The following is a 25,185-nucleotide window of genomic DNA, read 5'->3' as shown; positions in this document are numbered from 1 at the left end:
TGCCGTTCATAGCTGGTTCGCCGAGAAATTTACCTCCTAGTCAGCGAAAATCTGGTTGCCGTTGCAAACTCTTCCTAAGCTGGGTTCCCTGCCAATATCACTCGTCAGCGAGGAGTCCTCCATGGCATCGGCAACTGTGTCGGCGCGTCTCACCTCTGCAGTGTTCGCCGCCGGACTCGGCCTCGCCGTTGCCAGCTGCCCGTGGACCGCATCGGCGGATACCGGTGGCAGCAGCTCCTCCACTTCGGCTGATTCACACTCCACCAGCACCGGCGGATCGGGACGCGCGGCCAAACAGAAATCCGACGGAGCCGGCGCCAGCACATCGGGAAGCCGAAAGCCGGCTACCGCTTCGGCCACCTCCACCCGCAGCACTCCCACCGCGGCGGCGGAAACCACCACCTCAGCGACGACACCCTCCGACAGCGCAGAAGCCGCTGCCGCAACTGCCACCGTGCCCGTTGCGGTGGCCCGCTCGGCGAGGCCGGTGGCGACCATCGTCACCACGCCTGTGGCGACCAGCGTCGCCACGGCACCGGCCAGCCAGTCCGTATCTTCATCGTCGATCAGCTCGACGGTGGCGTCGTGGCTCGGGTCGGTACAGTCCGCGCTTGACGACCCCGAGGACCCCGCCGGTTCCCCGATTCTGCTGGCACTCGTCGCGATCCGCCGCGAACTGGAGAAGACGTTCGCCTACGCGAATTCGACCGCAACACCGGTACAGATCACCCAGACGTTGACCGGCCAGGTAGTCGGCTCGGTCGGCTTGATCAATCGCTACGACGACCAGGTGGCCTACAAGGTCGTGACCCAGCCAACTCAGGGCACCGTGGTGGTCGACTCCAACGGGACATTCACCTACACGCCGAGCGCAACTTTGCAGGCCGCCGGTGGCTTCGACCAGTTCACGGTCACAGTGCGCGACACCTCATTCCACCTTTTCGGTGACTCGGGAACGATCACCGTGCCGATCTCGGTAGCCGTCGCTGGACCGTCGACCCAGATTGTCAATCCCGCCGGCACGGGCGCACATGCCATCGCCCTCAGCGGCGACGGTAAGCGGGCGTTCGTCCTCAACACCGACAACAGCATCTCGCTGATCGACACCGACGCGTCCAGCGCCACCTACAACCAGATCATCGGTGTCGTCCCGTTCACCACCACGATCACCGACTCGGGTAACGGTCAAACCGTGACCTACACACCCAACGTGACCGCGTTGGCGACCGACTCCACCGGCAGCAAGCTGTATGTCACCAGCAAGTCCACCTATCTCCCGAGCGCGGATAACGCCACCCCGGTCGAGCTCAACAAGTTGTCAGTACTGAGCATCTCAACTGCCACTTCAGGCGACGGATCAGTGATCCTGTCCAGCTCCGTTCTCGGAACCGCCGACACTGGTGACGTGGGCGCAGGGTTGGCCGTGTCGGCCGACGGATCCCGAGTTTATGTGCTGACCACCGATCCGTCCTCCGGCGCAGGAAAGATATCCACGATCGACCCGACGCTGATCGACCCGACCGGCGCCAGTGTCGGTGCGTTCCTCGGCTCGGTTGCGGTCGGCACTGGCGGCCAGGACATCGGCGTCGACTCCGCAGGGCGAGTCTGGGTAGCCAATTCGTCGGATAACACGGTGTCGGTGTTGAACCCAGCCAACAACGCCGTCACCACGATCGCGGTGGGCGGTCGTCCTGAGGCCATCGCGTTCGGCTCGGGTCCGTCCGGAACCGGCAGCTACGCCTACGTCGCGAACTTTCTGAGCAACAGCGTGTCGGTCATAGACACCGACCCGACGTCGGCGACCTATAACACGGTGCTGGCCAATGTCGTTGTCGGCGGCGAGCCGACCGACATCACGGTCAGCGCCGACGGCAAGCATCTCTATGTCGCCCAGTCCTACACGAATTCGGTGGCGATCATCGACACCGCCACCAACGCGTTGACGACCTCCATTGCGACGACCGCCAACGGCGGGCCGACGTCGATCGCCACCTCCGGCGACGGTGCACACGTCTACGTGACCAATCTTTACAGCAATACCATCGACCAGGTCTCGGTGACGCCCACGCTGAGCCCGACTCCGGACTCGACCCCAATCCTCGGCTCCACAAAGGGTTTCCAGGTCTACAACCTGAGCTCGCAGCCCGCCACCCTAACCGGATACATCGGCAACGGCACCCTGCAGAAGCCGGCGCCGGGTCCCGGTGTCGTGGTGGCCCCCGGCTCTTACATCGACTTCGAGGTCGTCGTCTACAGCGGCAAGAACAACACCGTCCAACCACTCTTCCAGCTGCCGAATGCTCAGAACCCCAACCTCAACGTCGTTTTGCGGGTTTTCCTGAAGAACGTCAACGTCACCCGACATATCGCACGCTGCGGCGCCGACGATGGGAATCAGTGCATAGCCATTCCCGGCTACAAAGTCGGGTTGTTGGATCCGTCCAACACCGTGGTGACCCTGGATGCGACGCAGAACAGCCAAGCCCAGCAGATCAGCCAAGCACTGAACGAACTGTGCTTCAACGGCTCGCCGGCCACCTGCAACTTCGACGCCACCAAGGAGTTGCTGACGCACGACAAGGCCAAGCAAGTCGGCAATGCCGTCCAAAATGACACCAACGAGATCGACGGGTTCAACACGACCGTGTCGCGGACTATCACCGAGCAAGTCCAAGACACGGTCCAGGTCTCGATTGGCAACAAATCTGGTCTCATCTTCGAGAAGGTCGAAGCCTCGGTCACGGTGACCTTCCAGCATCAGTGGAGTGAGGCGAAGACGTTCAGCCAATCCATCGACGCCAATATTCAGCCGCACTACCAGATCACCATCACTGCAGCCGACCCCATTTACCGCGACTACGGCAACTTCACGTTGACAATGGGCAACACCACCTGGCACCTCAACAACATCTACTTCGACAGCCCGCGCCCCAACGGCCATGGTGTTTACGTTATTTCCGAGCAGCCTCTGGTGGGGCCGCCGACGAATTGATCACCTAGCCGGTCGGCACGACGTCGGGCGCGTCCTGCAGATCGCCGGTCTCACCGGCCAGGCTTGCGCGGCGCCCGAAGTAGATGACGTAGGCCAGGAATGCCGCCTCGGCGGCCACCCCGATCCCGACACGAACGAACGTCGGCAGCGGCGACGGCGTCACCAGCGCTTCGATGAGACCCGACACCAGCAGCACCACGGCCAGGCCGACTGCGGCGGCGACCACCGCCCGGCCCTGCTCGGCCAGCGCCTGCCCGCGGGGCCGGTCGCCCGGTGAGATCACCGTCCAGCCCAGCCGCATGCCCACCGCAGCGGCCAGGAACACCGCCGTCAGCTCGAGCAGGCCGTGCGGAATGAGCAGACCGAACAGCACGTCACCCTTGCCGCCATCCACCATCAGGCCGCCGGTGACGCCGAGGTTCGCGGCGTTCTGGAACAGCACCCACGGGATCGGGATGCCCAGCACGATCGCGAATGCGATGCACTGCGCAGCCACCCACGAGTTGTTCAGCCACACCCGCAGCGCGAACGAGGCTGCGGGGTGCTCGCTGTAGTAGTTGGCGAAGTCGTGGTTGACCAGGTGGTCGATCTCCGCCGGCGTGCTCAGTGCCGACTGCACCTCGTGATTACCCGCCACCCACATGCCGATGACCACCACGACGACGAAGAATGCGACCGCGGTAGCCAGCCACCAGCGCCACGCCCGGTAGGCCACCACCGGGAACGACACGGTCCAGAACCGGGCGAACTCGCTCCACAGCGGGGCATGCGCGCCGGTGACCGCCGAGCGGGCGCGGGCGACGAGGGTGGACAGTCGGCCGACGAGCACAGTGTCCGAGGAAGCGGACCGCACCATCGACAGGTGGGTGGACACCCGCTGGTAGAGGTCGACGAGTTCGTCGACCTCCGAGCCCGTCAGCCGACGACGCCGCTTGACCAGTTGCTCGAGCCGGTTCCAGGTGTCCTGGTGAGCCAGCACGAAGGCGTCGACGTCCACCGGCCCGAGACTAGTACCGTTGGTCGGCATGATGCCGGTGCCCGAGACGGTGGTGACCGGGGACGCGGTCGTCCTCGACGTCCAGATCGCGCAACTGCCGGTCCGGGCCGTCGGCGCGCTGATCGACATCGGCGTGGTGATGATCGCCTATCTCGTCGGGATGATGCTGTGGGTGGCCACTGCGCTGCAATTCGACGAGGCCCTCAGCGCCGCGGTCATGATCATCTTCACGGTGCTGGCCCTGGTGGGCTATCCGATCATCATCGAGACCGCCACCCGCGGCCGTTCGATCGGCAAGATGGTGATGGGCCTGCGGGTGGTATCCGAAGACGGCGGCCCAGAACGCTTCCGGCAGGCGCTGTTTCGCGCGCTGGCCGGGTTCGTCGAGATCTGGACGCTCTTCGGCGGCCCCGCTGTGATCTGCAGCCTGGCATCCCCCAAGGGCAAGCGCATCGGGGACGTGTTCGCCGGCACGGTGGTGATCAGCGAGCGCGGTCCCAAACTCGCTCCCCCACCGGTGATGCCACCCGCGTTGGCCTGGTGGGCGGCCTCCCTGGAGCTGTCCGGGCTGGGGCCCGAGCAGGCCGAGCTGGCCCGCCAATTCCTCTCCCGTGCAACACAATTGGAGCCGCAGATCCGCGACCAGATGGCGTATCGGATCACCTCGGAGGTGGTTGCGCGGATCTCGCCGCCGCCACCGCCCGGCACGCCGCCGCAATACGTGCTGGCCGCCGTGCTCGCCGAACGGCATCGCCGCGAACTGGCGCGGCTGCGTCCGGCCGCTGCCGTCCCGACGTACGCGACGTACCCGCCGTCACCCCCGGGTCCACCGGTGTCGCCGCCGCCAGCGGCTCCGAGTGCGGGTCCCGGTGGGTTCATGCCACCGGCCTAACGCAGCCGCATCCAGGCAGCGCGCAGCCGGCTGAGCTACGACGAGAACGTCGCCACCAGCACCGCGACGTCGACGACGATCACCAGCCAGGCCAGCACGGGGACTCCGAAGCCACGCCGGTGCCCGGCGGTGAAGAACGACAACAGGATCGCCACCACCACCACGACGGCCGGGGTGTAGATGAGCAACCCGTATACGAACCCGGTGGGCTTGGGGCAGTCCGGCTCACCGCACGCCGCGGTGTTCATCACGGCACCCATGGCCAGCAGCGGCACGGCAGCGGCACCGAGAATGGTCGACAGCGCGAGCAGCCAGTTGACCCACAGCCGTCTCCGGTGTGCCGAGCCGGAATCTGTTTCGGTGGCATTCGATGCGGTCATGGCAACCGGCTACCCGTAGCAGCCGGCCCACACACCTGTGCTCAGGTCTGCGGCTGCGCGCGCTGGCGCCGGGCGGCCAGCACGCCGGCAACGGAGGTGACGGCGACCGTTAGCAGCGCACCGAGCATCAACGCCGACGGTTCGCCCGGGGAGAGCAGGTGGTTCTGGGTGCCCAGGGTGGCCGCGGCCACCGGCACTCCGAGTTGGGCGGCGGCCAGCGCCCCCAGCGCCAGCGGCTGCCCCGTCAGGCAGCCCGCCAGGTGGGCGACGACCGCGCCGACGCCCAGTGCGAGTCCCAGCAGGAGATAGGCGGGCCGGTCGCCCAGTTCACGTACCTGCAGCGAGGCACCGAGCCAGACGAAGAACAACGGGCTGAACAACCCTTCGGTGATGCCGAACAACTGCCGGGCCAATCGGCGCGGCTCGCCCGTTGCCTTGACGACCAGGCCGAGCGCGAAGCCGGCCAGCATGATCGACACATGGGTGCTGACGGCCAGCGTCGCGAGGGTGAACAGCACGATCAGGCTGACCCGTAGTTCGAGGGCGAACCGGTTCGCCTCGGAGAAATCGTGCAGACGCTTGCGCAGTCCGCGACGCTCCAAGGTCGACAGCGCCACGAACAGCACGACCGAGCACACGCCGATAACGGCCGCGCCGATAGCTGCCGACATCGCCCGGTCCGGGTCGATCACCAAGGGCAGCAAGACAATCGAGGCGGAGTCGGCGATGGCGATCTGGGCGGTCACACTCAGCACCTGCGGGCCCGCCAGACCCAGGGACTGAATGACCGGCAGTGCCAGGGCCGCCGACGACGAGGCCATCAGCACCGCGTACACCGCGGCGTGGCCGGTGTGGAACACATGCGCCAGGCCCACACCCAGACCGGTGGCGACCGCGCCGACGAGGACGGCGCGCGCGACAGCGATGCCGGCCGAGGAGCGCAGCGCCGTGTCCCGGATCGGGACGTGGGTGCCCACCACGAACATCACCAGCGCGAAGCCGATGTCAGCCAGCAGGCGGAAGGTCGGGTCACCCGCGTCGACGATGCCGAATCCCGTTCTCCCGATCACCAATCCGGCGGCGAGCTCCCCGATGACCACGGGGATCCGCAGGCCCGGCACCGACGCCAGCAGAGGGCCGGCCATGCCGACCACCGCGACCAGCGCCAGCGTGCTGAAGCCGAAACCACTCAATGCGTGGCCCATGACGCGAGCTGGCACGGGATCGCCGTGTTCTCGTCGGTCAGATAGCTGGCGCAGACCCGGTGGTAACCGTCGGCGATCTGCAGGGCGTCGGCTGCGCTGCCCCGCACCAGCAGAATCGGTGACAACTTCTTGCCGTGACCGATCTTGTCCAGGTCTGAGCGTACGTGGGGGTTGTCGGCCGACAGCAGGTTCAACCGCGCGGCACGCAGAATGTCCTTGGCCTTGCGGTACACCGGTTTCGCCGTGCGCAGGGCGGCCACTGTGGCCGTGACAGTGGCCGGCTCGGCCAGCAGACTCAGATAGTCCGCCGCCGCGTCGTAGTCGTGGTCTTCAGGGTCGTCAAGCCATTTCACCGCCATGGTGTGCTGAGGCTACTCGCCTGTGGCGGCGCCGGACCTCAACTCGCACCGTAACGTCTCCTGAGAACGTGCAGCGGATCGTCGGCGTCGCGGCGGCCGCGGGGGCCCGGCTTCTCCGGGGGAATGAACGTCTCACGCCGGGTCCATTCCCGCGCCGCCCAGCGCTCCGCGATCGCCCATCGGCCGTCGCGGCGTTCCATCAGGTCGACGTAGCGCACGCCGCTGGTGAAGTTCAACCGCTCGGGATCTTCGGGACGGCCCCAATGCGTTGCAGTGCAATATGTTTCGCTGATCGCATGGTCTTTGTCGATGAACTCGACATGATGGTTGCCCATCAGGTGCATCGACCCGGCGAGGTATTCGAGGCTCTTGCCGAGCCAGCGCACAAAGTCCTCCGCGCTGCCGTCGAACCCGGTGTGGTGGTCGACGGCGTCGTGGTGGTAGGCCTGCCGCACCAGGTCGAGGTCGAGCCGGTCGACGCCACGGCAGTACATCGCCACGACGTCGCGGATGGCCTGGAGGTCCGTCAGCCGCTCGAGTGCATCAGACACCGTAACCTCCGTCGACGTCGAGCTTCTGGCCCGTGATGAAGCCGGCGCGCGGCGAGGCCAGAAAGCACACGGCCTCGGCCACGTCTGCGGCGCAACCGAATCTACCCAGCGGGGTGTTGTCGCGGGCGGCCTGCAGCGCGCGGTTGTCGAGGTCTCCGTCGGCGATCAGCCGTTCGGCGTTGCCGTCGACGAGCATGCCGGGACCAACGCAGTTGGCGCGCACCCCGAATCGGCCCTCCTCCGCCGCGACACCACGGATCAGCGCCTCGACAGCGGCCTTGGGGGCGACCGACAGTCCGTCGCGCACCGCGAAGCGCCGCGTCGCCGCGGTGGTGACCGCGACCAGGCTGCCGTGTGCAGCCCGCAGGTGCGGCAGACAGGCCGACACCACCGTGAAGAAGCCGCCGGTGTCGGTGGCGAGCTGGTGGCCGAACTTGTCCGGTTCGATCCGGCTGAGGTGACGCATCGGCACATGCAGCCCGGCCGCGTAGACCACCGTGTGCAGCCCGCCGCCGTGCTCGGCCACCGACGCCACGACACCGCGCACGTCGGCGGCGTCACCCAGGTCCAGCCGTTGCGTGCGGACGCCGAGGTCGTTGGCGAGCTGGGCCGCCTTGTCCGCGTTGCCGTGGTAGGTCAGCGCCACCCGGGACCCGCGCGACACCAGCGTCCGGACGATCTCGGAGCCGATACCACCGGTGCCGCCGACGACCAGGGCGGTCCCGGGTAGCGCACTGAAGTCGTCCATGCCCCCGAAGGCTAGGCGCTGATCCAGTTGCCGTGGAATCCGTACGGGACTCGGCGCGGCAGCGCGATCCTGGCGACCGGGTCGCCACCGAAGTCCGAGGCGTCCAGGATCACCAGATCGCTGCCGTCGCGGGCCGGGTCGTAGACGTAACCCAGGTACCAGCCGTTGTCTTCGTCGGCCGGGCCGGACGGCGACGGCACGAACACGGCTTCACCGGGGCCGCCCGGCGAGGCGGCGGTACCGAAGTCGTGCTCGACGGCGTCGCCGGTGTTCAGGTCGTAGCGGACCAGTTTCGCGTCGCCGACCGACACCGAGTAGCGGGCGGGCAGCCCGGCCAGCCGGTCGTCGATGCGAGGGAACTCGACTGCCCGGTCGTCGAGCTGGCGTTCGCTGACCGTGCCGGTCTTGAGGTCGATGGTCCAGCTCCACAGCACCGCGCTGGCCTCGAACCCACCGTTGTCGCGCCACAGCTCGGGGTAGCGAACTGCTTGCAGCACAATCGAATCCCCGGATTCGTAGGCGTTGGCGACGTGGAAGACGTAGCAGGGGTCGATCTCGAACCAGCGGACCTCACCGAACGGGTCGTCGCGGCGAAGGACACCAAGGCGGGCGCCGTAGTTGTCGTCCCACCGGTAGGGCATGTCGCCTTTGCCTTCGATGGCGATGTCGAGGTTGAACACGATCGGCAGGTCCATGAAGATGACGTGCCCCGAGGTCATCGCGAAGTCGTGCATCATGGTCAGCGCCTTGACGTCGAGCGGGCGGTTGACGGTCAGCTCGCCGTTGGCGTCAGCACGGTGATAGGTGACGTGCGGCTCGAAGATGTTGCCGTAGCCGAAGAAATGCAGTTCCCCGGTGGTGGGGCAGATCTTCGGGTGCGCGGTCATCGCGTCGTTGAGCTTGCCGCCGAAGTCGTAGCAGCCGACGGTCTCGAGGTCGTTGGTGATCTCGTAGGGCAGTGAGGACTCAACGAGCGCGAGCGTCTTGCCGGCGTGATTGACGACGTGGGTGTTGGCCACCGAGGCGTTCAGGCTGCGGGTGCCGTCGGCGTTGTAGAGCGGGAACGGGTCGGTGAAGCTGTCGGTGCGGATCCAGCGGTTGCGGTACCACTTGGCCGCCCCGCCCTCGATCCGCACGCCGTGGATCATCCCGTCACCGGTGAACCAGTGCCCGGTGGGCTGGCGCGGGTTGGGGCCGTTGCGCAGGTACCAGCCGTCGAGTTCCGGCGGGATGGCGCCCTCTACGGGGAGGGCATAGTCGGTGAGTTCGTCGGGCACGGGCGCGTAGTTGCCGCGCTGGAAGAACTGGCCCTCGGTGGGCAGGTTGGCGGAGTCTGCTGTGACGTCGGTCATGGCCTCCACTCTGACAATCCATAGATGACATGTCAATAGTGAACGGTTATCCGTATTCGGTACATCCGGATCGCAAACCGACCGAATGCCGGATTCAATGGGTACATTTTTCCGACATGCCGACCGAAGAGGGCGGCGAGGTCATCGGCCCGTCCGACAGCGTGGGGTGGACACGTTTCTACTTCGCCGATGAGTCGTGGGAATGGTCGCCGGTAGTGGCACGCCTGCACGGTTACCAGCCGGAGGCCGTCCAGCCGACCACCGAGTTGGTGATGTCCCACAAGCACCCAGATGACCTACCGACGGTGCGCACCGTGCTGGCCGAGGTGCGCGACTCACACCAGCCCTGGAGCAGCCGCCACCGCATCGTCGACACCCACGGTCAGGTGCACGACGTCGTGGTGGTCGGGTCGCATCTACGCGATGACACCGGCCGGATCGTCGGCACCGAAGGCCATTACGTCGACGTCACGCCCCTCCGCCGGCAAGCCGATGAACACCTGGCTGCCGCGGTGGCCGAGGTGGCCTCCAACCGGGCCACCATCGAGCAGGCCAAGGGCATGCTGATGCTGGTGTACCGGATCGACGCCGACCGTGCTTTCGAGATCTTGCGGTGGCGGTCGGGCACCACCAACACCAAGCTGCGACTGCTGGCCGAACAGTTCGTGATCGATGTCTGTGCCCTGAGCTTCGACGAGCAGCTCCCGGCCCGGGCGGTCTACGACCAGGTGCTCCTGACCGCACACACTCGGATCGACCGCAATCAGTAGGCGTATCGGCCCGCGCGCCGCGCCACGGCCGTGACATTCCACTTCTGACATGTCGCGCTCTACGATGGTCGGGTGAGTCTTCGGTACGCGGCACTGGGCCTACTGGCCCAACAACCCGGCAGCGGGTACGACCTGCTCAAGCGGTTCGAGTATTCAATGGCCAACGTGTGGCCGGCCACCCAGAGCCAGCTCTACGGCGAGCTGAACAAGCTGGCCGACTCCGGGCTGATCGAGGTCAGCGACATCGGGCCGCGGGGGCGCAAGGAGTACCGGGTCACCGAAGCCGGGCGCGAGGACCTGCTGCGGTGGATGGCCAATGCCCAGGATGACCCGCCGTATCGCAGCGCCGAACTGTTGCGGGTCTTCCTGCTCGGCGAAATGCCGCCAGGGCAGGCCCGCGAGCACATCCAGGCCGTCGCCGACCAGGCCGATGCCGAGCACAAACGCTACGAACAGCTGCGCGATTCAGTCGACTGGGACGACAGCGACGGCGATTTCTACGGCCGGGCGGCACTGGAGTACGGCCTGCGGGCGCAGGCCATGGAAGCCGACTGGGCGCGCTGGCTCATCACGGAGATCGATCGCCGCGCCTCAAACTGAACGTTGCATCGCGATAGTTTCCGATATATCGTTGACGTATCGGAGACGCATTCGGCGTTTCCCGTCGAGAAAAGAGAGCTCCTATGAGCACCCCATTTCCCCAGTGCGACGGCCCCGGCTCGGGCCGCCCCGGTCCCGGTGGCTTCGGCCCCGGTGGCTTCGGTCCCGGTTTTCGGCCCGGCCCCGGCTTCAGCCCGGCCTTCGGGTTCGCCCCGCCAGGACCCGCACGCCGGCATGCCCGCCGGCACTTCCGTGAGCACCTCCGCGAGCAGATGACCGGCGGTGAAGGCCCGGGCGGTTTCGGCCCCCGCGGCGGCTTCGGCCCCGGCTTCGGATTCGGGCCGGGCTTCGGCCCTGGTTTCGGGTTCGGACCCGGCGGCGCCCGCGGCGGACGCCGCGGACACGGCCGCGGCCGGGGCAGGCGCGGTGACGTTCGCGTCGCCATCCTGGCCCTGCTGGCTGAACGGCCGATGCACGGCTACGAGATGATCCAGGAGATCGCCGAGCGCACCAACGGTGTGTGGAAGCCCAGCCCCGGCTCGGTTTACCCCACCCTGCAGTTGCTCGTCGACGAGGGCGTCATCGTCGGTACCGAAACCGAAGGCAGCAAGAAGCTTTTCGAGCTGACCGAAGACGGTCGGACCGCCGCGGAGAAGATCACCACCCCGCCGTGGGAGGAGATCGCCGAGGACGTCGACCCCGGACAGGTCAACCTGCGCGCCGCGATCGGCCAGCTCTTCGGAGCGGTCGCCCAGTCGGCCCACACCGCCAGCCCGGAGCAGCAGCAGCGCATCGTCGACATCGTCAACGCCGCGCGCCGCGAGGTCTACCAGATCCTCGGCGAGTCCGAGTAGTGATTTCGGCGCGGTTATCGTCGCCCAGCGGCGATAACCGCGCCCAAATCGATCGGCCCATGCTTGGACATGCTTGGATTCGTCTGTGGTACGGCCGATCTCGCTTGTCCTGACCGTTGTCGCGCTGCTGAGCGGGCTCACCCCGGTGGCCAGGGCCGAACCATGGCACGTCATCAGGGCAGTCGTGGTCATGCGCCACGGCGTCCGGCCGCCGAACTCTGATCCGCCCGTCGCGGTATCGATCGCCCCCGACCCGTGGCCCACGTGGGAAACGCGGCCGGGCTGGCTCACCGATCACGGCGCAGCCGCCATCCGTATGGTGGCCGCAGCCGATGCCCGGCGCTTCGCCGCCGACGGCCTGCTGCCCGCTGCGGGCTGTCCCGCCGCCGGTGCCGTACATCTCACCTCGGACTCGTTGCAGCGCACCATCAGAACGGGTGACGAGTACCTCTCAGGCCTGGCACCCGGGTGCGGAATCGAGAATCACCATCAGCCGCAGGGCGTGGCAGATCCGCTGTTCGAGGAATACCGGCACTCCGGCATCACCGCCGAGGTGGCGGCCTCGGCCGTCGAGTCAGCCATCGGACCAGAGGGAATCGCGGCTCTCGCCGCCCGCTACCAGCCGGCCCTGGACACCGTGACACGCATCCTATGTGGAGCGCGCACCGACGGCTGCGGTGTCACCGGCATGCCGAGCGGCGTCGACATCGACCCGTCCGGGACGCGCAGACCCAGGCTCACCGGCGCACTGGACCGCGGCGCCGTCGTCGCCGAGGTCCTCGAGCTGGAATACGCCGACGGCAAACCGATCTCGGACGTCGGCTGGGGCCGGGCAAGCGCCGAAGACATCCGCACCGTCGGCGCCCTGCACCCGCTGGAACTGTCGATCATCGCCCGGCCGCGGCCGCTGGCCCTTGCCAATGCCGGCAAGATCGCCGAGGCGATCCGCGAGGGCCTATCCGACGGGCCGCCACTGACCATCCTGGTCGGACACGACACCGAGATCGCCAACCTGGCCGGGCTGCTCGACGTGCACTGGTCGATCCCCGGCTTCGCCGACGACGAACCGGCACCTGGCGGCGCACTGATCTTCGAGCTCGTCGAGGACGGCGACGGGCACCGGTTCGTCCGCTCCACCTATCGCGCTCAGACTCTGGACCAGATCCGCGGCCTGAGCGACGCCGAACCGGTTGCGGTGCCGTTGAGCCCCGCCGGTTGCGACGGGCAGGCGTGTCCGTTCGAGTCGTTCGCCGCCGCGCTGACCGGCTGACCAGGAAACGCTAGGAGACGTCGACCCAGTCCAGCGTGCGCTGCACCGCCTTGTGCCAGCCCGCGTAGCCGGCGGCACGCTGCTCCTCACTCCAGGCCGGCGACCAGCGCCGGTCCTCCTGCCAATTCGCGCGCAGGTCATCGGGATCGGCCCAGAAGCCGGTCGCCAGTCCGGCCGCATACGCCGCACCGAGCGCCGTGGTCTCGGCCACCACCGGGCGCACCACATCCACGCCCAGCACGTCGGCCTGGATCTGCATGCACAACTCGTTGAGCGTCACTCCGCCGTCGACCTTGAGCACCTCGAGGTGCACACCGGAGTCGGCCTCCATGGCATCCACCACGTCGCGGCTCTGGTAACAGATCGCCTCCAGCGTCGCGCGCGCGACATGAGCGTTGGAGTTGAACCGGGACAGGCCCACGATCGCGCCGCGCGCATCGGAGCGCCAGTACGGAGCGAACAGCCCGGAGAACGCCGGCACGAAGTACACCCCGCCGTTGTCTGGGACCTGGGCGGCCAACGTCTCGCTGTCCGAGGCGCCGCTGATGATGCCGAGCTGGTCACGCAGCCACTGCACCGCCGAACCCGTCACCGCGATCGAACCCTCAAGGGCATAAACGGGTTTCGCGTCCCCGAACTGATAGCACACCGTGGTCAGCAAGCCATTGGAGCTGCGCACGATCTTCTCACCGGTGTTGAGCAACAGGAAATTGCCTGTGCCGTAAGTGTTCTTGGCCTCCCCCGGCGCCAGACACACCTGACCTACCATCGCCGCCTGCTGGTCACCCAGGCTCGCCGTCACCGGCACCTCGCCGCCGGTCGGCCCCCCGGGATGGGTCACGCCGTAGGGATCCGGCGAGGACGACGGACGGATCTCGGGCAACATCGGACGCGGAATCCCGAAGAACGACAACAGTTCCTCGTCCCAGTCCAGCGTCTCGAGATTCATCAGCATGGTCCGGCTGGCATTGGTGACGTCGGTGACGTGCACCCCGCCTGCCGCGCCACCGGTGAGGTTCCACAGCACCCACGTGTCGGGCGTGCCGAACAGCGCCTCGCCGCGTTCGGCGGCCGCTCGCACACCGTCGACGTTCTCCAGGATCCACTGCAGCTTGCCGCCGGAGAAGTAGGTCGCCGGCGGCAGGCCGGCCTTGTGCCGGATCACGTCACCGCGCCCGTCGCGGTCCAGCGCGGTGGCGATGCGGTCGGTGCGGGTGTCCTGCCACACGATCGCGTTGTAGTACGGCCGGCCGGTCTTGCGATTCCACACCAAGGTGGTCTCGCGCTGGTTGGTGATGCCCAGCGCGGCGAGGTCACCGGCCGACAGCTTGGTGGTGTTCAGCGCCGATTGGACGACGGTCTGGGTGCGCTCCCAGATCTCCACCGGGTTGTGTTCCACCCAGCCCGCCTTCGGCAGGATCTGTTCGTGCTCGAGCTGGTGGCGGCCTACCTCGATGCCGTTGTGGTCGAAGATCATGCAGCGGGTGCTGGTGGTGCCCTGGTCAATCGATGCGACGAAGTCGGCCAACAGTGCTCCTAGAAACGTGGCGGTGCATCGTCCATGATGGCCTACGTGGCAAAACCAGTGGCAGACATCGCCGACATGCCCCGCGGCGGGCCGGACGCGTCCTGGTTGGACCGCCTGCTCCAGACCGACCGCCCCGAGTACCTCGACCGCGACGACGTCGATGACGACGTCAAACGCGGCGTGATCCGTGCCCTCGACGTCATGGGCTCGCTGTTCAAAGAGCACGAACGCAATGCACAACTGGTGCTGCACGAGGTCGCCGACGTCGCCGACCCGAAGATTCTCGAACTCGGGGCCGGGCATGGCGCGCTGTCGCGCATCGTGCTCGAGCAACATCCCACCGCCGAGGTGACGGTCTCCGATATCAACCCCGAGTCGGTGGCGGCGATGGCGGCGTCCGATCTGGGCCAGGATCCGCGGGCCACCGTGCGCGTCGTCGACGCCACCGCCATCGACGCCCCCGACGACTCATTCGACCTGGCGGTGTTCGCCCTGTCGTTCCATCACCTGCCGCCGCAGCAGGCTGCACAGGTCTTCGCCGAGGGCACCCGGGTGGCCGGCAAGCTGCTCGTCATCGACCTCCCCCGGCTGCCGTCGCTGCTGCACATCGCCAAGCTGGTGACCTTCGCCCCATTCGCACTGTGGTGGCCGTTCGCCCACGACGGGTTCATCAGTTCGCTGCGCGCCTACAGTCCATCGGCACTGCGCGCGCTGGGTGACTACGCTGGCGTGGACATCGAGGTGAGCAGCTCAGGGTTCGACCGCCAATCGGTGCTGGTCCACCGCACTAAGGCGACATCGGCAAACTGACAGCTGCTGATCGTACGGTTGACCTTTCAAACACCCGGCGTCTGAATTATCCTTTTTGTCAATTCGCAAACTGGGGTACCGGGGTGGTTTCAGCCATGAAATCTCGCGACGTTTCACAACTCTCCGCCCAATCCGTCGACAGGCGTCGGCGACGCTCGGCGCTACCCGTGCTGGCGTGGCTGCGCGCCGGTGCGGTGGCAGCCGGGGTAGGTGCCGCGCTGTCCTTCGGGGCCGGCGTGGCCGCTGCGGAAACGCCCGGCGCAGACTCGGGCGCAACAGCCGGAGCAGCCAAACCTGATGCGGCACAGCATGCCTCGAGCAATCGAGCCACAGGGTCGCCCGGTCGCCGTGCTGTTGCGTCGAGCCGGACCGCAGCGGCGGCCGTCACCACCACGGCGGGCCCGGTGACCCTTGCGGGCGTACCTGTCGGCGTCCCCCAGGTCGCCCTGCCCGGTCTGCGGATCTACCAGACGACAACCGATTTCAGCAGCGATACCACCAAGGTGGCGGTCATCGACCCCCGGACCGGTGCAGTCGTCGGCACTCCGGTCACGGTCGTCGGGCGGGTCGGCCAGCCGGTCACCCTCGGGGTGGCGGGGCTCCGCGCATTTCAGGTGGCCAGCGGGCCGTCATACGATCCGAACGTCAGCAGCCAGGTGGTCGTGGTCAACTCGCTCACCGGCGGCGAAGTCGGCAGCCCGCTGACCATCAAAGGTGCTACGTCGAACCCGATTACGCTGGGCGCGCTGGGCCTCAACGGAATTGTGCAAACGACCTACACCAATGACTCGGGCACGCCCATCAACCGGTTCACCGTGGTCAGTGGGCTTAGCGGCGCGCAGGTCGGAACCCCACTCGACCTGGCCGGTGGTAACGGTCAGGTCAGCGTCGGGGCCTTGGGGCTGCTGGCCTACGTCAGCACTAGCGACGCGACAACCAAACAGACCCGCGTTGCGGTGATCAACACCCTCACCGGCCAGGAGGTCGGAAACCCGGTGGTGATCGACCAAGGGCCGAGTGTGTTCAACGGCAATACGGTCGGCGTGGGACCCCTGGGGCTGTCGGCGTATCAGCTCACCGCGGCCACCGACGCCAACGGGATGTGGACCACCACCATCACCAGGATCAGCGGCTTGACCGGACAAGCGATCGGCACACCGGTCACGGCGCAGGGCACAAACTTTGGGAATCCTGTCGTCTTCGGTGCGCTGGGCCTGCGCGCCTTAGTGCAGACCTATGACTATGACCCGGCCACATACACGATCTCCGGCACCCACATCACGGTCATCAGCACGCTGACCGGCACGTCATCGACGGTCGACATCCCCGGTGCCACCAACCTTTCGATACAGCTCGGGCAGTTCGGGCTGCGGGCCTACTCATCGACCTGGTTGACCGACGCCAACGGTGTTCGCCAAACACGAACCGACGTGATCGACACGCTGACCGGCAAGGTTGTCGGCACACCCATTGTGCAGCCGGGTCTGGGCACCGTCTACGTCGCGCCGGGCGGACTCGGGGTCTACGAGACCCTCCGAACGGGCAACACGGCCGATTCGTCGACGACCATCATCAGGATCAATCCCCTCACCGGCGCCCAGATGGGGCGGCCGATCACCGTGGCGGGTAGTCCACAAAACTCACAGATGGGATCTGCGCTGTTCGGCCTTCGCAGCTACCAGGTGACCAACGGCGGCACCGTCGTCATCGACACACTGACCGGCACTGTGGTCGGCTCGCCACTCTCGCTGGCCGGGGTCAACAATCTCTACGGCGTGCTCGCCGGGCCGCTGCAGTCCCGCATCATCCGGACCGTGGCCGAGCAGCCAAACACGGCCACCGTCACCGTGATCGACGCGCTCACCGGCAAGGTGGTGGGCACGCCTGTCACCGTGTCGGGCAACGGCTATCCGCTGGCGAACCCGAACGACCGGTATGCGTATCTGGCGGCCAACTTTGGAACCCAGATCACCCGCATCGACACCGTGACCGGGCAGGTGGCGGGCGACCCGATTGTCATCCCGAGCGATCGCTTCGGTGCACGTCTGACCCTCGACCCGACGGGAAGTTACCTCTACGCCACGAGTACCGACCCCAACAACGCTTACCAAACCCTGGTCACCGTCATCGACACCCACGCGTGGCAGGTCGTCTGACGCCGGTCGACGCTGATCTCGGCGATTTGCTTGCGCGCCCGGCATCGAACCGGTTGCATCGACCGCGTGGGCGAAGAGGTCAAGCACGCCAGCTACAACCGGGCGCACCGGCAGGAGTACCGGCGCAAGGTGCAGCTGTGCCTGGACGTGTTCGAAACCATGCTCGCCCAGTCCAGTTTCGACTTCGACCGGCCGCTGACCGGGATGGAGATCGAGTGCAACCTGGTTGACGGCGCTTATCAGCCTGCCATGCAGAATCAGGAGGTCCTCGCGGCGATCGCCGACCCGGCGTATCAGACCGAATTGGGCGCCTACAACATCGAATTCAACGTTCCGCCGCGTCGGCTGCCGGGCCGGACCGCGCTGGAGCTGGAAGACGAGATCCGCGCCAGTCTCAACGCCGCGGAGACCAAGGCCAACACCGACGGGGCGCACATCGTGATGATCGGCATCCTGCCGACGCTGATGCAGGAGCACCTGACCGGCCACTGGATGAGCCCGTCGATGCGCTATCAGGCGCTCAACGACTCGATCTTCACCGCCCGCGGCGAGGACATCCTGATCGACATCGCCGGCCCGGAGCGGCTCAGCCTGCACGCGGAGTCCATCGCACCCGAATCTGCTTGCACCAGTATGCAATTGCACCTTCAGGTGTCACCCGCCGACTTCGCGAACAACTGGAACGCCGCGCAGGTGCTGGCCGGACCGCAGCTGACACTGGGCGCGAACTCGCCGTACTTCTTCGGCCATCAGCTGTGGTCGGAGACACGCATCGAGCTGTTCGCCCAGGCCACCGACACCCGGCCCGACGAACTGAAGGCCCAGGGTGTGCGCCCGCGGGTGTGGTTCGGCGAACGGTGGATCACCTCCATCTTCGACCTGTTCGAGGAGAACGTCCGCTACTTCCCGTCGCTGTTGCCCGAACTGTCCGACGAAGACCCCGTCGCCGAACTGGCTGCCGGGCGCACCCCGCACCTGCCTGAGCTGCGTCTGCACAACGGCACGGTGTACCGCTGGAACCGGCCGGTCTACGACGTCGTCAACGACCGGCCGCATCTGCGGGTAGAGAACCGGGTGCTGCCTGCCGGGCCGACCGTCGTCGACATGATGGCCAATGCGGCGTTCTACTACGGTGCGCTGCGCTACCTGTCCGAAGAGGACCGTCCGCTGTGGACGAAGATGAGTTTCACTGCCGCACATGACAATTTCCTCGCCGCCGCACAGCACGGGCTGGATGCCCGGCTGTACTGGCCCGGCCTGGGCGAGGTGACCGCCGACGAGTTGGTCCTGCGGACACTGCTGCCGATGGCCGACGAGGGGCTGCGCCGCTGGCAGGTCGCCCCTGAGGTGCGTGACCGCTACCTCGGGGTGATCGAGGGCCGCGCCAAGACCGGCCGCAACGGGTCGGCCTGGCAGGTGGCGACAGTGCAGGCATTGCAGGAGCAGGGCATGGCACGGCCACAGGCCCTGGCCGAGATGCTGCGACGCTACTGCGAGCTGATGCACAGCAACTCCCCTGTCCACACCTGGGATCAGCCCGGCTGACGCGGAGTACGGTGGGCTACATGGCTTCTGAGGTAATGGATTGGGACAGTGCCTACAAGCAGGAGGGGGCCTTTCCGGGTCCGCCGCCGTGGAACATCGGTGAGCCGCAGCCGGAGCTGGCGGCCCTGATCCGCGACGGCAAGGTCACCGGCGAGGTGCTCGACGCCGGGTGCGGGCACGCCGAGTTGTCGCTGGCGCTGGCGGCGCAGGGCTACACCGTCGTCGGCATCGACGTCTCACCGACCGCGATCGCCGCTGCCACCAAAGCCGCTGGGGAACGTGGGCTGGACACGGCGACGTTCGTGTGCGATGACATCACCGCGTTCACCGGTTTCGACGGCCGGTTCGCGACGATCATCGACAGCACGCTGTTCCATTCGCTGCCGGTCGAGCTCCGCGACGGGTACCTGCAGTCGGTGCACCGGGCGGCCGCGCCGGGCGCGCGGTACTACATTCTGGTCTTCGCCAAGGGCGCGTTCCCACCTCACCTGGAGACCAAGCCGAACGAGGTCGACGAGGACGAGCTGCGCACAGCGGTCTCGAAATACTTCGTGATCGACGAGATCCGCCCCGCCAAGATCCATTCGCACAAGCCGGAGTTCCCGGACATGCCCGAGGGTCCGATGCCCGGCGAGACCGACGAGAAGGGCCGGATGATGATGCCGGCGTTCCTGCTCAGCGCGCACAAGGCCGACTGACCTCAGCCAGGAATGGCTCAACCACGTCGAGGAACCGTTGCGGCTGCGACGAGAACGGCAAGTGCCCCGTCTGGAGTACCTCCAGGTGTGAGCCGGTGATCGCACGCTGCGTGGCGGTGCCAAACCGCAGCGGGATCGCGGTGTCCTTGGCGCCCCAAACGATGAGCGTCGGCGCACTGATCTGATCCGCGCGTGGTCGCAGGTTGGCCTCCGGCGCCGCGAAGCTGCGCCACAGGGCGGCAGCCAGTGCGACACCGTCGGCGGTGCGTGCGCGTTCGGTGACGCGCTGCAGGACGGCGTCGTCATGTTCGCTTTGGGCCTGCAGGTAGCTGCGTACGAAACGCGGCAGCACCCGGCGCAGCACCGCGGGCATGCCCAGAACGCGGCAGTAGGCATTGGTAAGGGGGCTGCCGAGAAACCCGCCGGTGTCGACGAGGACCAGGCCCGCCACCCGATCCGGCGCGGTGATGGCCAGCCGCGCGGCGGCGAAGCCGCCCACGGAGTTCCCGATGAACACCGCCGGTGGCAGGTCGAGGGATCGAACGACGTCGTCGAGGATGTCGGCATACAACGCGGCACCGGGTGCGAAAGGTGCTCGGGGAAGCGGGGATTCACCGTGCCCCGGCCAGTCGATGCGGATCACCCGATGGGTGCGGGCGAGTGCGGGAGTGATGGCGTCGAAGTCGCGATGATCGTGCAGGGCGGCGTGCAACGCGACCACCACCGGCCCGTCGCCGTCCATCGAATACGACACCGGGCCGACTCGGGTTTCGACACTCTCCATGATCACTCCTTTCATTGACCGACCGGTCGGTCAACATCGATGGTATTCTTGTCGCTGTGCCGACACAACCTCTAGCCGGACGTCAGGCCGCCGCCGCCGAAACCCGTACAAAGCTGATCGACGCCGGACTGCGCTTGGCCGAGCGGACGGGCCTGACCGGTCTCAGCGTCAATCTGGTAGTCGACGAGGCAGGGGTGTCGAAGGGCAGCTTCTTCCACCACTTCGGCGACCGGGCGAGCTACCTGCTCGCACTTCACCGTGAGTTCCATGACCGCATCGCCGAGCAGGTTGCCGAGGTGTCCAGTGGCCTGCCACCGGGGCGGGAGCGCCTTCTCGCCGGCAGCCTGACCTACCTCGACTACTGCCTGAAGCAACGCGGTATCCGCGCCCTACTCCTGGAGGCACGCGCGGAACCTGCTGTGGCACAGGAGATCAGCCGTCGCAACGCGACATTCGCGACAGTCTGCGCGGAAGACTTCGAGACCGTCGGGCGTCGACAACCCCTGCAGTGCGCCAACTTGTGGGTGGCAATGACCGCCGAGGCCGCGCTCATTGAACTGCAGGACCACTCACAGTCCCCCGGGGTGCGGGCGGCTCTGGAGGAGTTCCTGGGCTGACGGAGTCAGGCCAGCGCGGCCAAAGCCGCGGTGGTGGATATTCCTGCTCACCGCGCACAAGATGGAGTGGCCTCAGCCAGGAAGGGCTCGACCGTCAGCGGCAGAGGCAGCACCTACTTCGGGAAAGACGAAGCGTCGCTGTCGAGCTCGCTGCCGGCCTGCCACCAGACCTTCGACACCCCTTTCATCTGAGAGAGTTGAGCGACCAGGTGCTCGAGTCGGGTCGGGGCGTCGCCGTCCACCAGAAGGTACGCGGTCAGGTTGACATCGGGTGGCGCGGGATCGGTGCGGATGCCCGTGAGGATGAGCTCGGACCCGCCGGTGTGTGCCACGATATGACCCCGCACCTGATATTCGATCTTGGAATCGCACATCAGATAGAGGTGGTGGGTCTGAAGGTCCTCATCAGGTTCGCTGTCGTGGTCGTGGTCGATGAGGCGGCCGAGTGGGCGGCCAACGATATGTGTTGCGATAACCGCCGCCGTGCCGATTACGGCAAATAGGGCAAGGCCCTGCGCGGCTAGTATTCCCACCGCCGCCGAGCACCACAGCGAAGCGGCTGTATTGAGCCCGCGGACATTCAGTCCGTCCCGCAGGATCACCCCGCCGCCGAGGAAACCCACCCCGGAGACGACATAGGAGGCGACTCGAGTGGGGCTGGTTGGGTCGCCGGTGGCGACGGCGTAGAGGACGAACAGGGTTGCGCCTGCGGCGACCAGAGCGTTGGTACGCAGTCCCGCACGTCGGGCCCGCCACTGACGTTCGAGTCCGATCAGCGCTCCGCAGCCAAGGCCTACTCCCAGGCGGATGGTGAATTCAGCTGTGGTTAAGAGGCTCACGAGCCCAGCTCCTTTCTGCACCGGCGCGCCCGGGTCGGTATTGGTCGATAGCCGTCAGGTCTGCCCTTCCTCATTGGGCGCCCTGACGAACGAAGATGTTCGCCGCCGGGTCGGCGGTGATGGTGTCTGTCGCCACGTCGTAGTCATAGAGCTCGGCGTAACGGCCCCAGTTAACTGCCACTTCGAGTTGTTGCTGGGCGCCTTCGCGGCTGTATCCCCTACCGAGTAGGTCGAGGAAGAAGCCTGCGCGTAGGTTGCCGTCGCTGCTGGTCCCGAGCGCCTGACAGATCGCGTGCACCAAGGGCGCCCGCGTTCGGACTTGCTGTGCGAACAGATGCTTGCTGGCTTGAATGTCGGCAGAGTTGAATTCCTGCCCCAGACTTGTCACCTGAAGGTCGCCATTCCTCACCTCGACCAGATCGAGGAGTTCGGCGGCGTCAACGAGCGGGAGTAGATCGTCGATGTCGAAGTTGAGCTCGGCGGCCAGATCCGGAAGGTCGGCGTGTCCACCTTGCGCACAGAGGATTTCGACAAGACCTGCCAGTCCCCCGACGGTGGCGTTGGGCAGTGGCCGACTGATCGGCGTCGGGTCGACATGTGCGGTGCCCCGCATCTGCGGGTCGGAGTCGGTCAATAGACCGTAGAGGTTGTCGACGGTCGCTTCGAAAGCGCGCGATCGGCGGTCGCGAGGTCGGGCAAGGTCGATCGCAACCTCGGCACGAATCCGGCCTGGGTTGGATCCCAGAACAAGGACCCGGTCGGCGAGCTGAACGGCTTCTTCGATGTTGTGGGTCACCAGGCAGATGGAGCGGGTCGGGAAGCTCTGGGCATCCCAGAGTTTCATCAACTCGGTGCGCAGGTTCTCCGCAGTAAGCACGTCCAACGCCGAGAATGGCTCATCCATAAGAAGCACGTCAGGCTCGAGTACCAAGGCTCGGGCGAATCCGACCCGCTGGCGCATGCCGCCGGACAGCTCCTTGGGGTAGGCCGATTCGAACCCATCTAGTCCGATCAGGTCGATCGCAGCCAGAGCCCGCGTGCGACGCTCGGGGGGTGCTACGCCACGGCCGGCCAGACCCAGTTCCACATTGTCCTGCACAGTAAGCCACGGCATCAGTGCGAAGGTCTGGAAAACCATTGCGGTTCCGGGGTTTGCACCGTTGAGTTCAGATCCTCGGTAGGTCACCGATCCGCGGCTCGGCGCGATCAATCCCGCGATGGTCCGAAGCACGGTGGACTTGCCGGATCCGGACCGGCCCAACAGGGCCACGATCTCGCGTTCGCGTAACTCTAAGCCGATGTCGTCCAACACGTTCAACTCTCCACCACCAGGCGCATTGAAACTCTTGCTGACATGGTCCAGGCGAACCAGGGGCTCGGTCTGAGTCATGGTTTACTCCTCGAAGTCGTTGTGGGGCTTGGTTGACGGCAGATCAGACAAGGCTGAAGCGGCGCTCGGACAGTGCGTAGAGGCGCCGCCAGAAGAATCGGTTGGTGGCCACGACGTAGAAACTCATCACGATGACGCCGACGAGAATCTTCGCCGAGTTGCCATCGCTGGTGGCGGCGCTGATGTAGGCACCCAGGCCGGTCGCGGTAAGCGTAGTGCCGTTGTAGCTGACAATCTCGGCGACGATAGACGCGTTCCACGCTCCACCGGCGGCAGTGATTCCGCCCGTGACATAGCTGGGGATGATCGCCGGGATGATGATCTTGGTCCACATCAGCGTCCGGGACAGCCTGAGGTTGACGCCAACTTCGCGAAAGTCGTTGGGGATGGCACTTGCCCCGGCGATGACGTTGAACAGGATGTACCACTGGGCTCCCAGCGCCATCAACACAATGCCGCCGATGTTGAGGCTGATGCCTGTCATCAGAAGCACCGCGGTGAACAACGGAAACAGGAAGTTGGCGGGGAACGACGCCAGCACTTGGACGATCGGCTGAGCCATCCGGGACACCCGAGGATTCATCCCGATCCACACTCCGATGGGCACCCAGATCAATGTCGAGACGACGACGAGGACGATGACACGGGCAAAGGTGGCCAGGCCCAACAGGAAGGCATGTCCGACCTCACCGAAGCCCACCGTCGAGGCGATGAAATGCACCGCGCGGTAGGCGCCGTAGAGCACTGCGGTCGCGACGACGACCGCGAACACCACGTCGCCCGCCCGCCGACGGGTGACCGAGCTGTGCAGCGGATACTCCGCGGTACCGAAGACGGCCATCGCCCGGTCCACAGGGTAGACGAGATGCCCGGGGATTTGGCCCAGGACCTTCGGGATGCGCGAACGGCGCAACACGTTGAGCGTCAAACTCTTTGGCGCCAAGGCGGCCTCAGAATCCTCGACCCGAAATCGCTCAGCCCACGCCGTCAGGGGCCGCCAGAACAGGACGTTGACCCCGATGATCATGATGATCATCACCACGATGGCCAGCAGGACCTTGTGCAGTTGCCCCTCGTCGCTCGCGGCCGCCACATAGGCGCCGATACCGGGAAGCGCGACCTGATGATTGTTGACGGTGAGGGCTTCGGAGGCGGTCAAGAAGAACCATCCGCCGCCGAAGCTCATCATGCCGTTCCAGACCAGCGGAATCATCCCGCCCGGGACATCGACTCTCCAGAATCGCTGCCACTTCGACAGCCGAAAGATTCGGGAGGCTTCGTCCAGGTCACGGGGTTGGGTTCGCAGCGCGTGATAGAACGCGAACGTCATGTTCCACGCCTGCGAGGTGAAGATCGCGAAGATCGAGGCGCACTCGAGGCCTAGCTGAGAGCCGGGAAACAGCGCGATGAAGCCGGTAACTGTGACTGACAAGAAGCCAAGGATCGGTACCGACTGCAGAATGTCGAGGAGCGGAATCAGAACCTTTTCCGCCCGTCGCGAGCGAGCGGCAGCGGTGGCATAAACGAAGGTGAACGCCAGCGACAGAGCCAAAGCTGCGAACATCCGCAGCAGTGACCGGCCTGCGTAGTAGGGCAATTCAGCGGGGTCGGTCGACACTGAGGAAGGTGCCGTATCGACGGTCCACGGCACCGTCGTACCCCGGCTCAGATGGACAACCAGCCACAGCAGAGCCGCTGCTCCGCCGAACACCGCCGCATCCGCGAGGGCGCTGCGGACTGGCCGGTCAAGCGCGCCCCGGCTCGGAAATGTTTCCAGAACAGCCATGCGATCTCTCCATGCGTCAAGGGAAGTTTCGGTAGTGATCTCACACCGACGACACAGTCGAG

24 protein-coding genes are annotated in these 25,185 nt (G+C 66.3%); 11 read left to right on the top strand and 13 right to left on the bottom strand.

Annotated elements, in window-relative coordinates; translation table 11 throughout:
• Window positions 1-36 precede the first annotated feature (36 nt).
• Complete coding sequence (locus HBE64_RS01255) at window positions 37-531, bottom strand: hypothetical protein (RefSeq protein ID WP_167097036.1); 495 nt, start codon at window positions 529-531, stop codon at window positions 37-39.
• Between HBE64_RS01255 and HBE64_RS01250 the strand changes: the two genes are divergently transcribed.
• The gene (locus HBE64_RS01250) at window positions 512-2,992 is read left to right on the top strand and encodes a beta-propeller fold lactonase family protein (protein WP_167097034.1); all 2,481 of its coding nucleotides are present in this window, start codon (window positions 512-514) and stop codon (window positions 2,990-2,992) included. The two genes, HBE64_RS01255 and HBE64_RS01250, sit on opposite strands and share 20 nt — an antisense overlap.
• A gap of 4 nt (window positions 2,993-2,996) precedes the next feature.
• Here HBE64_RS01250 and HBE64_RS01245 read toward each other — a convergent pair whose 3' ends face one another.
• Complete coding sequence (locus HBE64_RS01245; protein WP_167097032.1) at window positions 2,997-3,989, bottom strand: stage II sporulation protein M; 993 nt, start codon at window positions 3,987-3,989, stop codon at window positions 2,997-2,999.
• A gap of 28 nt (window positions 3,990-4,017) precedes the next feature.
• Here HBE64_RS01245 and HBE64_RS01240 point away from each other — a divergent pair, with 28 nt between their 5' ends.
• Window positions 4,018-4,881: an RDD family protein gene (locus HBE64_RS01240; RefSeq protein ID WP_167097030.1), complete on the top strand. Its 864-nt coding sequence runs from the start codon at window positions 4,018-4,020 to the stop codon at window positions 4,879-4,881.
• Window positions 4,882-4,916: 35 nt separating this feature from the next.
• Here the strand turns inward: HBE64_RS01240 and HBE64_RS01235 are convergent, their stop codons facing one another.
• The 6 genes from HBE64_RS01235 to HBE64_RS01210 are packed head-to-tail and all read right to left on the bottom strand — an operon-like array spanning window position 4,917 to window position 9,476.
• A complete protein-coding gene (locus tag HBE64_RS01235; protein WP_167097028.1) occupies window positions 4,917-5,261 on the bottom strand; it encodes a hypothetical protein in 345 nt (114 codons plus the stop codon).
• A gap of 41 nt (window positions 5,262-5,302) precedes the next feature.
• Window positions 5,303-6,466: a cation:proton antiporter gene (locus HBE64_RS01230; protein ID WP_167108453.1), complete on the bottom strand. Its 1,164-nt coding sequence runs from the start codon at window positions 6,464-6,466 to the stop codon at window positions 5,303-5,305.
• Entirely contained in the window at window positions 6,451-6,825 is a 375-nt protein-coding gene (locus tag HBE64_RS01225) for a hypothetical protein (RefSeq protein ID WP_167097026.1), read from the bottom strand. Before HBE64_RS01225 ends, HBE64_RS01230 begins: the two co-directional genes overlap by 16 nt.
• 38 nt (window positions 6,826-6,863) lie before the next feature.
• Window positions 6,864-7,376 (bottom strand): nuclear transport factor 2 family protein, encoded by a 513-nt coding sequence (locus tag HBE64_RS01220; protein WP_167097024.1) that lies wholly within the window; start codon window positions 7,374-7,376, stop codon window positions 6,864-6,866.
• The gene (locus HBE64_RS01215) at window positions 7,369-8,124 is read right to left on the bottom strand and encodes an SDR family NAD(P)-dependent oxidoreductase (RefSeq protein WP_167097022.1); all 756 of its coding nucleotides are present in this window, start codon (window positions 8,122-8,124) and stop codon (window positions 7,369-7,371) included. The genes HBE64_RS01220 and HBE64_RS01215 overlap by 8 nt, the downstream gene beginning before the upstream one ends.
• Before the next feature lie 11 nt (window positions 8,125-8,135).
• Window positions 8,136-9,476 (bottom strand): carotenoid oxygenase family protein, encoded by a 1,341-nt coding sequence (locus tag HBE64_RS01210; RefSeq protein ID WP_167097020.1) that lies wholly within the window; start codon window positions 9,474-9,476, stop codon window positions 8,136-8,138.
• Window positions 9,477-9,592: 116 nt separating this feature from the next.
• Here HBE64_RS01210 and HBE64_RS01205 point away from each other — a divergent pair, with 116 nt between their 5' ends.
• The 4 genes from HBE64_RS01205 (at window position 9,593) to HBE64_RS01190 (ending at window position 12,970) form a co-directional block, all read left to right on the top strand.
• Window positions 9,593-10,246 carry a PAS and ANTAR domain-containing protein gene (locus tag HBE64_RS01205; RefSeq protein ID WP_167097018.1) on the top strand — a complete coding sequence of 218 codons (654 nt, stop codon included), beginning with the start codon at window positions 9,593-9,595 and terminating at the stop codon, window positions 10,244-10,246.
• Window positions 10,247-10,318: 72 nt separating this feature from the next.
• Complete coding sequence (locus HBE64_RS01200) at window positions 10,319-10,846, top strand: PadR family transcriptional regulator (protein WP_167097016.1); 528 nt, start codon at window positions 10,319-10,321, stop codon at window positions 10,844-10,846.
• 83 nt (window positions 10,847-10,929) lie between these two features.
• Entirely contained in the window at window positions 10,930-11,700 is a 771-nt protein-coding gene (locus HBE64_RS01195) for a PadR family transcriptional regulator (RefSeq protein WP_167097014.1), read from the top strand.
• A gap of 85 nt (window positions 11,701-11,785) precedes the next feature.
• Entirely contained in the window at window positions 11,786-12,970 is a 1,185-nt protein-coding gene (locus HBE64_RS01190) for a histidine-type phosphatase (protein WP_167097012.1), read from the top strand.
• 10 nt (window positions 12,971-12,980) lie between these two features.
• Here HBE64_RS01190 and glpK read toward each other — a convergent pair whose 3' ends face one another.
• Entirely contained in the window at window positions 12,981-14,447 is a 1,467-nt protein-coding gene (glpK, locus tag HBE64_RS01185) for a glycerol kinase GlpK (protein WP_243841593.1), read from the bottom strand.
• Between the two features lie 87 nt (window positions 14,448-14,534).
• On the opposite strand from glpK, the gene HBE64_RS01180 reads away from it, so the two are divergent.
• The 4 genes from HBE64_RS01180 to HBE64_RS01165 all read left to right on the top strand — a co-directional run bounded on the left by HBE64_RS01180 (window position 14,535) and on the right by HBE64_RS01165 (window position 19,707).
• Window positions 14,535-15,308 (top strand): class I SAM-dependent methyltransferase, encoded by a 774-nt coding sequence (locus HBE64_RS01180; RefSeq protein WP_167108450.1) that lies wholly within the window; start codon window positions 14,535-14,537, stop codon window positions 15,306-15,308.
• A 95-nt stretch (window positions 15,309-15,403) separates the two neighbouring features.
• A complete protein-coding gene (locus tag HBE64_RS01175) occupies window positions 15,404-17,464 on the top strand; it encodes a hypothetical protein (RefSeq protein ID WP_167097008.1) in 2,061 nt (686 codons plus the stop codon).
• A 66-nt stretch (window positions 17,465-17,530) separates the two neighbouring features.
• Complete coding sequence (locus HBE64_RS01170; protein ID WP_167097006.1) at window positions 17,531-19,009, top strand: glutamate--cysteine ligase; 1,479 nt, start codon at window positions 17,531-17,533, stop codon at window positions 19,007-19,009.
• Window positions 19,010-19,029: 20 nt separating this feature from the next.
• Window positions 19,030-19,707, top strand: coding sequence for a class I SAM-dependent methyltransferase (locus HBE64_RS01165; protein WP_167097004.1), 678 nt, complete (start codon window positions 19,030-19,032; stop codon window positions 19,705-19,707).
• Here the strand turns inward: HBE64_RS01165 and HBE64_RS01160 are convergent.
• Window positions 19,685-20,491 (bottom strand): alpha/beta fold hydrolase, encoded by an 807-nt coding sequence (locus HBE64_RS01160; protein ID WP_167097002.1) that lies wholly within the window; start codon window positions 20,489-20,491, stop codon window positions 19,685-19,687. The genes HBE64_RS01165 and HBE64_RS01160 overlap by 23 nt on opposite strands.
• 56 nt (window positions 20,492-20,547) lie before the next feature.
• Between HBE64_RS01160 and HBE64_RS01155 the strand changes: the two genes are divergently transcribed.
• Window positions 20,548-21,108: a TetR/AcrR family transcriptional regulator gene (locus HBE64_RS01155; protein WP_167097000.1), complete on the top strand. Its 561-nt coding sequence runs from the start codon at window positions 20,548-20,550 to the stop codon at window positions 21,106-21,108.
• A 113-nt stretch (window positions 21,109-21,221) separates the two neighbouring features.
• Here the strand turns inward: HBE64_RS01155 and HBE64_RS01150 are convergent, their stop codons facing one another.
• The 3 genes from HBE64_RS01150 to HBE64_RS01140 form a co-directional block, all read right to left on the bottom strand.
• Window positions 21,222-21,947 (bottom strand): MgtC/SapB family protein, encoded by a 726-nt coding sequence (locus tag HBE64_RS01150; RefSeq protein ID WP_167096999.1) that lies wholly within the window; start codon window positions 21,945-21,947, stop codon window positions 21,222-21,224.
• 70 nt (window positions 21,948-22,017) lie between these two features.
• Window positions 22,018-23,337 carry a nitrate/sulfonate/bicarbonate ABC transporter ATP-binding protein gene (locus HBE64_RS01145; protein WP_167096996.1) on the bottom strand — a complete coding sequence of 440 codons (1,320 nt, stop codon included), beginning with the start codon at window positions 23,335-23,337 and terminating at the stop codon, window positions 22,018-22,020.
• A 43-nt stretch (window positions 23,338-23,380) separates the two neighbouring features.
• Window positions 23,381-25,123, bottom strand: coding sequence for an ABC transporter permease subunit (locus HBE64_RS01140; RefSeq protein ID WP_167096994.1), 1,743 nt, complete (start codon window positions 25,121-25,123; stop codon window positions 23,381-23,383).
• Window positions 25,124-25,185: the final 62 nt, after the last annotated feature.

The sequence above is a fragment of the Mycobacterium sp. DL592 genome (assembly GCF_011694515.1).
In the GTDB taxonomy this organism is placed as follows: Bacteria; Actinomycetota; Actinomycetes; order Mycobacteriales; family Mycobacteriaceae; genus Mycobacterium.
The sequence above is the reverse complement of the archived record's forward strand: the minus strand, read 5'-3'. Positions and strand labels throughout refer to the sequence as shown.

What these genes read in the sequence shown, in the direction of transcription:
- HBE64_RS01240 (WP_167097030.1), top strand. Translation starts at nt 4,018, where the DNA reads ATGATGCCGGTGCCCGAGACGGTGGTGACCGGGGACGCGGTCGTCCTC.
- HBE64_RS01235 (WP_167097028.1), bottom strand. Translation starts at nt 5,261, where the DNA reads ATGACCGCATCGAATGCCACCGAAACAGATTCCGGCTCGGCACACCGG.
- HBE64_RS01230 (WP_167108453.1), bottom strand. Translation starts at nt 6,466, where the DNA reads ATGGGCCACGCATTGAGTGGTTTCGGCTTCAGCACGCTGGCGCTGGTC.
- HBE64_RS01225 (WP_167097026.1), bottom strand. Translation starts at nt 6,825, where the DNA reads ATGGCGGTGAAATGGCTTGACGACCCTGAAGACCACGACTACGACGCG.
- HBE64_RS01215 (WP_167097022.1), bottom strand. Translation starts at nt 8,124, where the DNA reads ATGGACGACTTCAGTGCGCTACCCGGGACCGCCCTGGTCGTCGGCGGC.
- HBE64_RS01210 (WP_167097020.1), bottom strand. Translation starts at nt 9,476, where the DNA reads ATGACCGACGTCACAGCAGACTCCGCCAACCTGCCCACCGAGGGCCAG.
- HBE64_RS01205 (WP_167097018.1), top strand. Translation starts at nt 9,593, where the DNA reads ATGCCGACCGAAGAGGGCGGCGAGGTCATCGGCCCGTCCGACAGCGTG.
- HBE64_RS01195 (WP_167097014.1), top strand. Translation starts at nt 10,930, where the DNA reads ATGAGCACCCCATTTCCCCAGTGCGACGGCCCCGGCTCGGGCCGCCCC.
- glpK (WP_243841593.1), bottom strand. Translation starts at nt 14,447, where the DNA reads ATGATCTTCGACCACAACGGCATCGAGGTAGGCCGCCACCAGCTCGAG.
- HBE64_RS01180 (WP_167108450.1), top strand. Translation starts at nt 14,535, where the DNA reads ATGGCCTACGTGGCAAAACCAGTGGCAGACATCGCCGACATGCCCCGC.
- HBE64_RS01175 (WP_167097008.1), top strand. Translation starts at nt 15,404, where the DNA reads ATGAAATCTCGCGACGTTTCACAACTCTCCGCCCAATCCGTCGACAGG.
- HBE64_RS01165 (WP_167097004.1), top strand. Translation starts at nt 19,030, where the DNA reads ATGGCTTCTGAGGTAATGGATTGGGACAGTGCCTACAAGCAGGAGGGG.
- HBE64_RS01160 (WP_167097002.1), bottom strand. Translation starts at nt 20,491, where the DNA reads ATGGAGAGTGTCGAAACCCGAGTCGGCCCGGTGTCGTATTCGATGGAC.
- HBE64_RS01145 (WP_167096996.1), bottom strand. Translation starts at nt 23,337, where the DNA reads ATGACTCAGACCGAGCCCCTGGTTCGCCTGGACCATGTCAGCAAGAGT.
- HBE64_RS01140 (WP_167096994.1), bottom strand. Translation starts at nt 25,123, where the DNA reads ATGGCTGTTCTGGAAACATTTCCGAGCCGGGGCGCGCTTGACCGGCCA.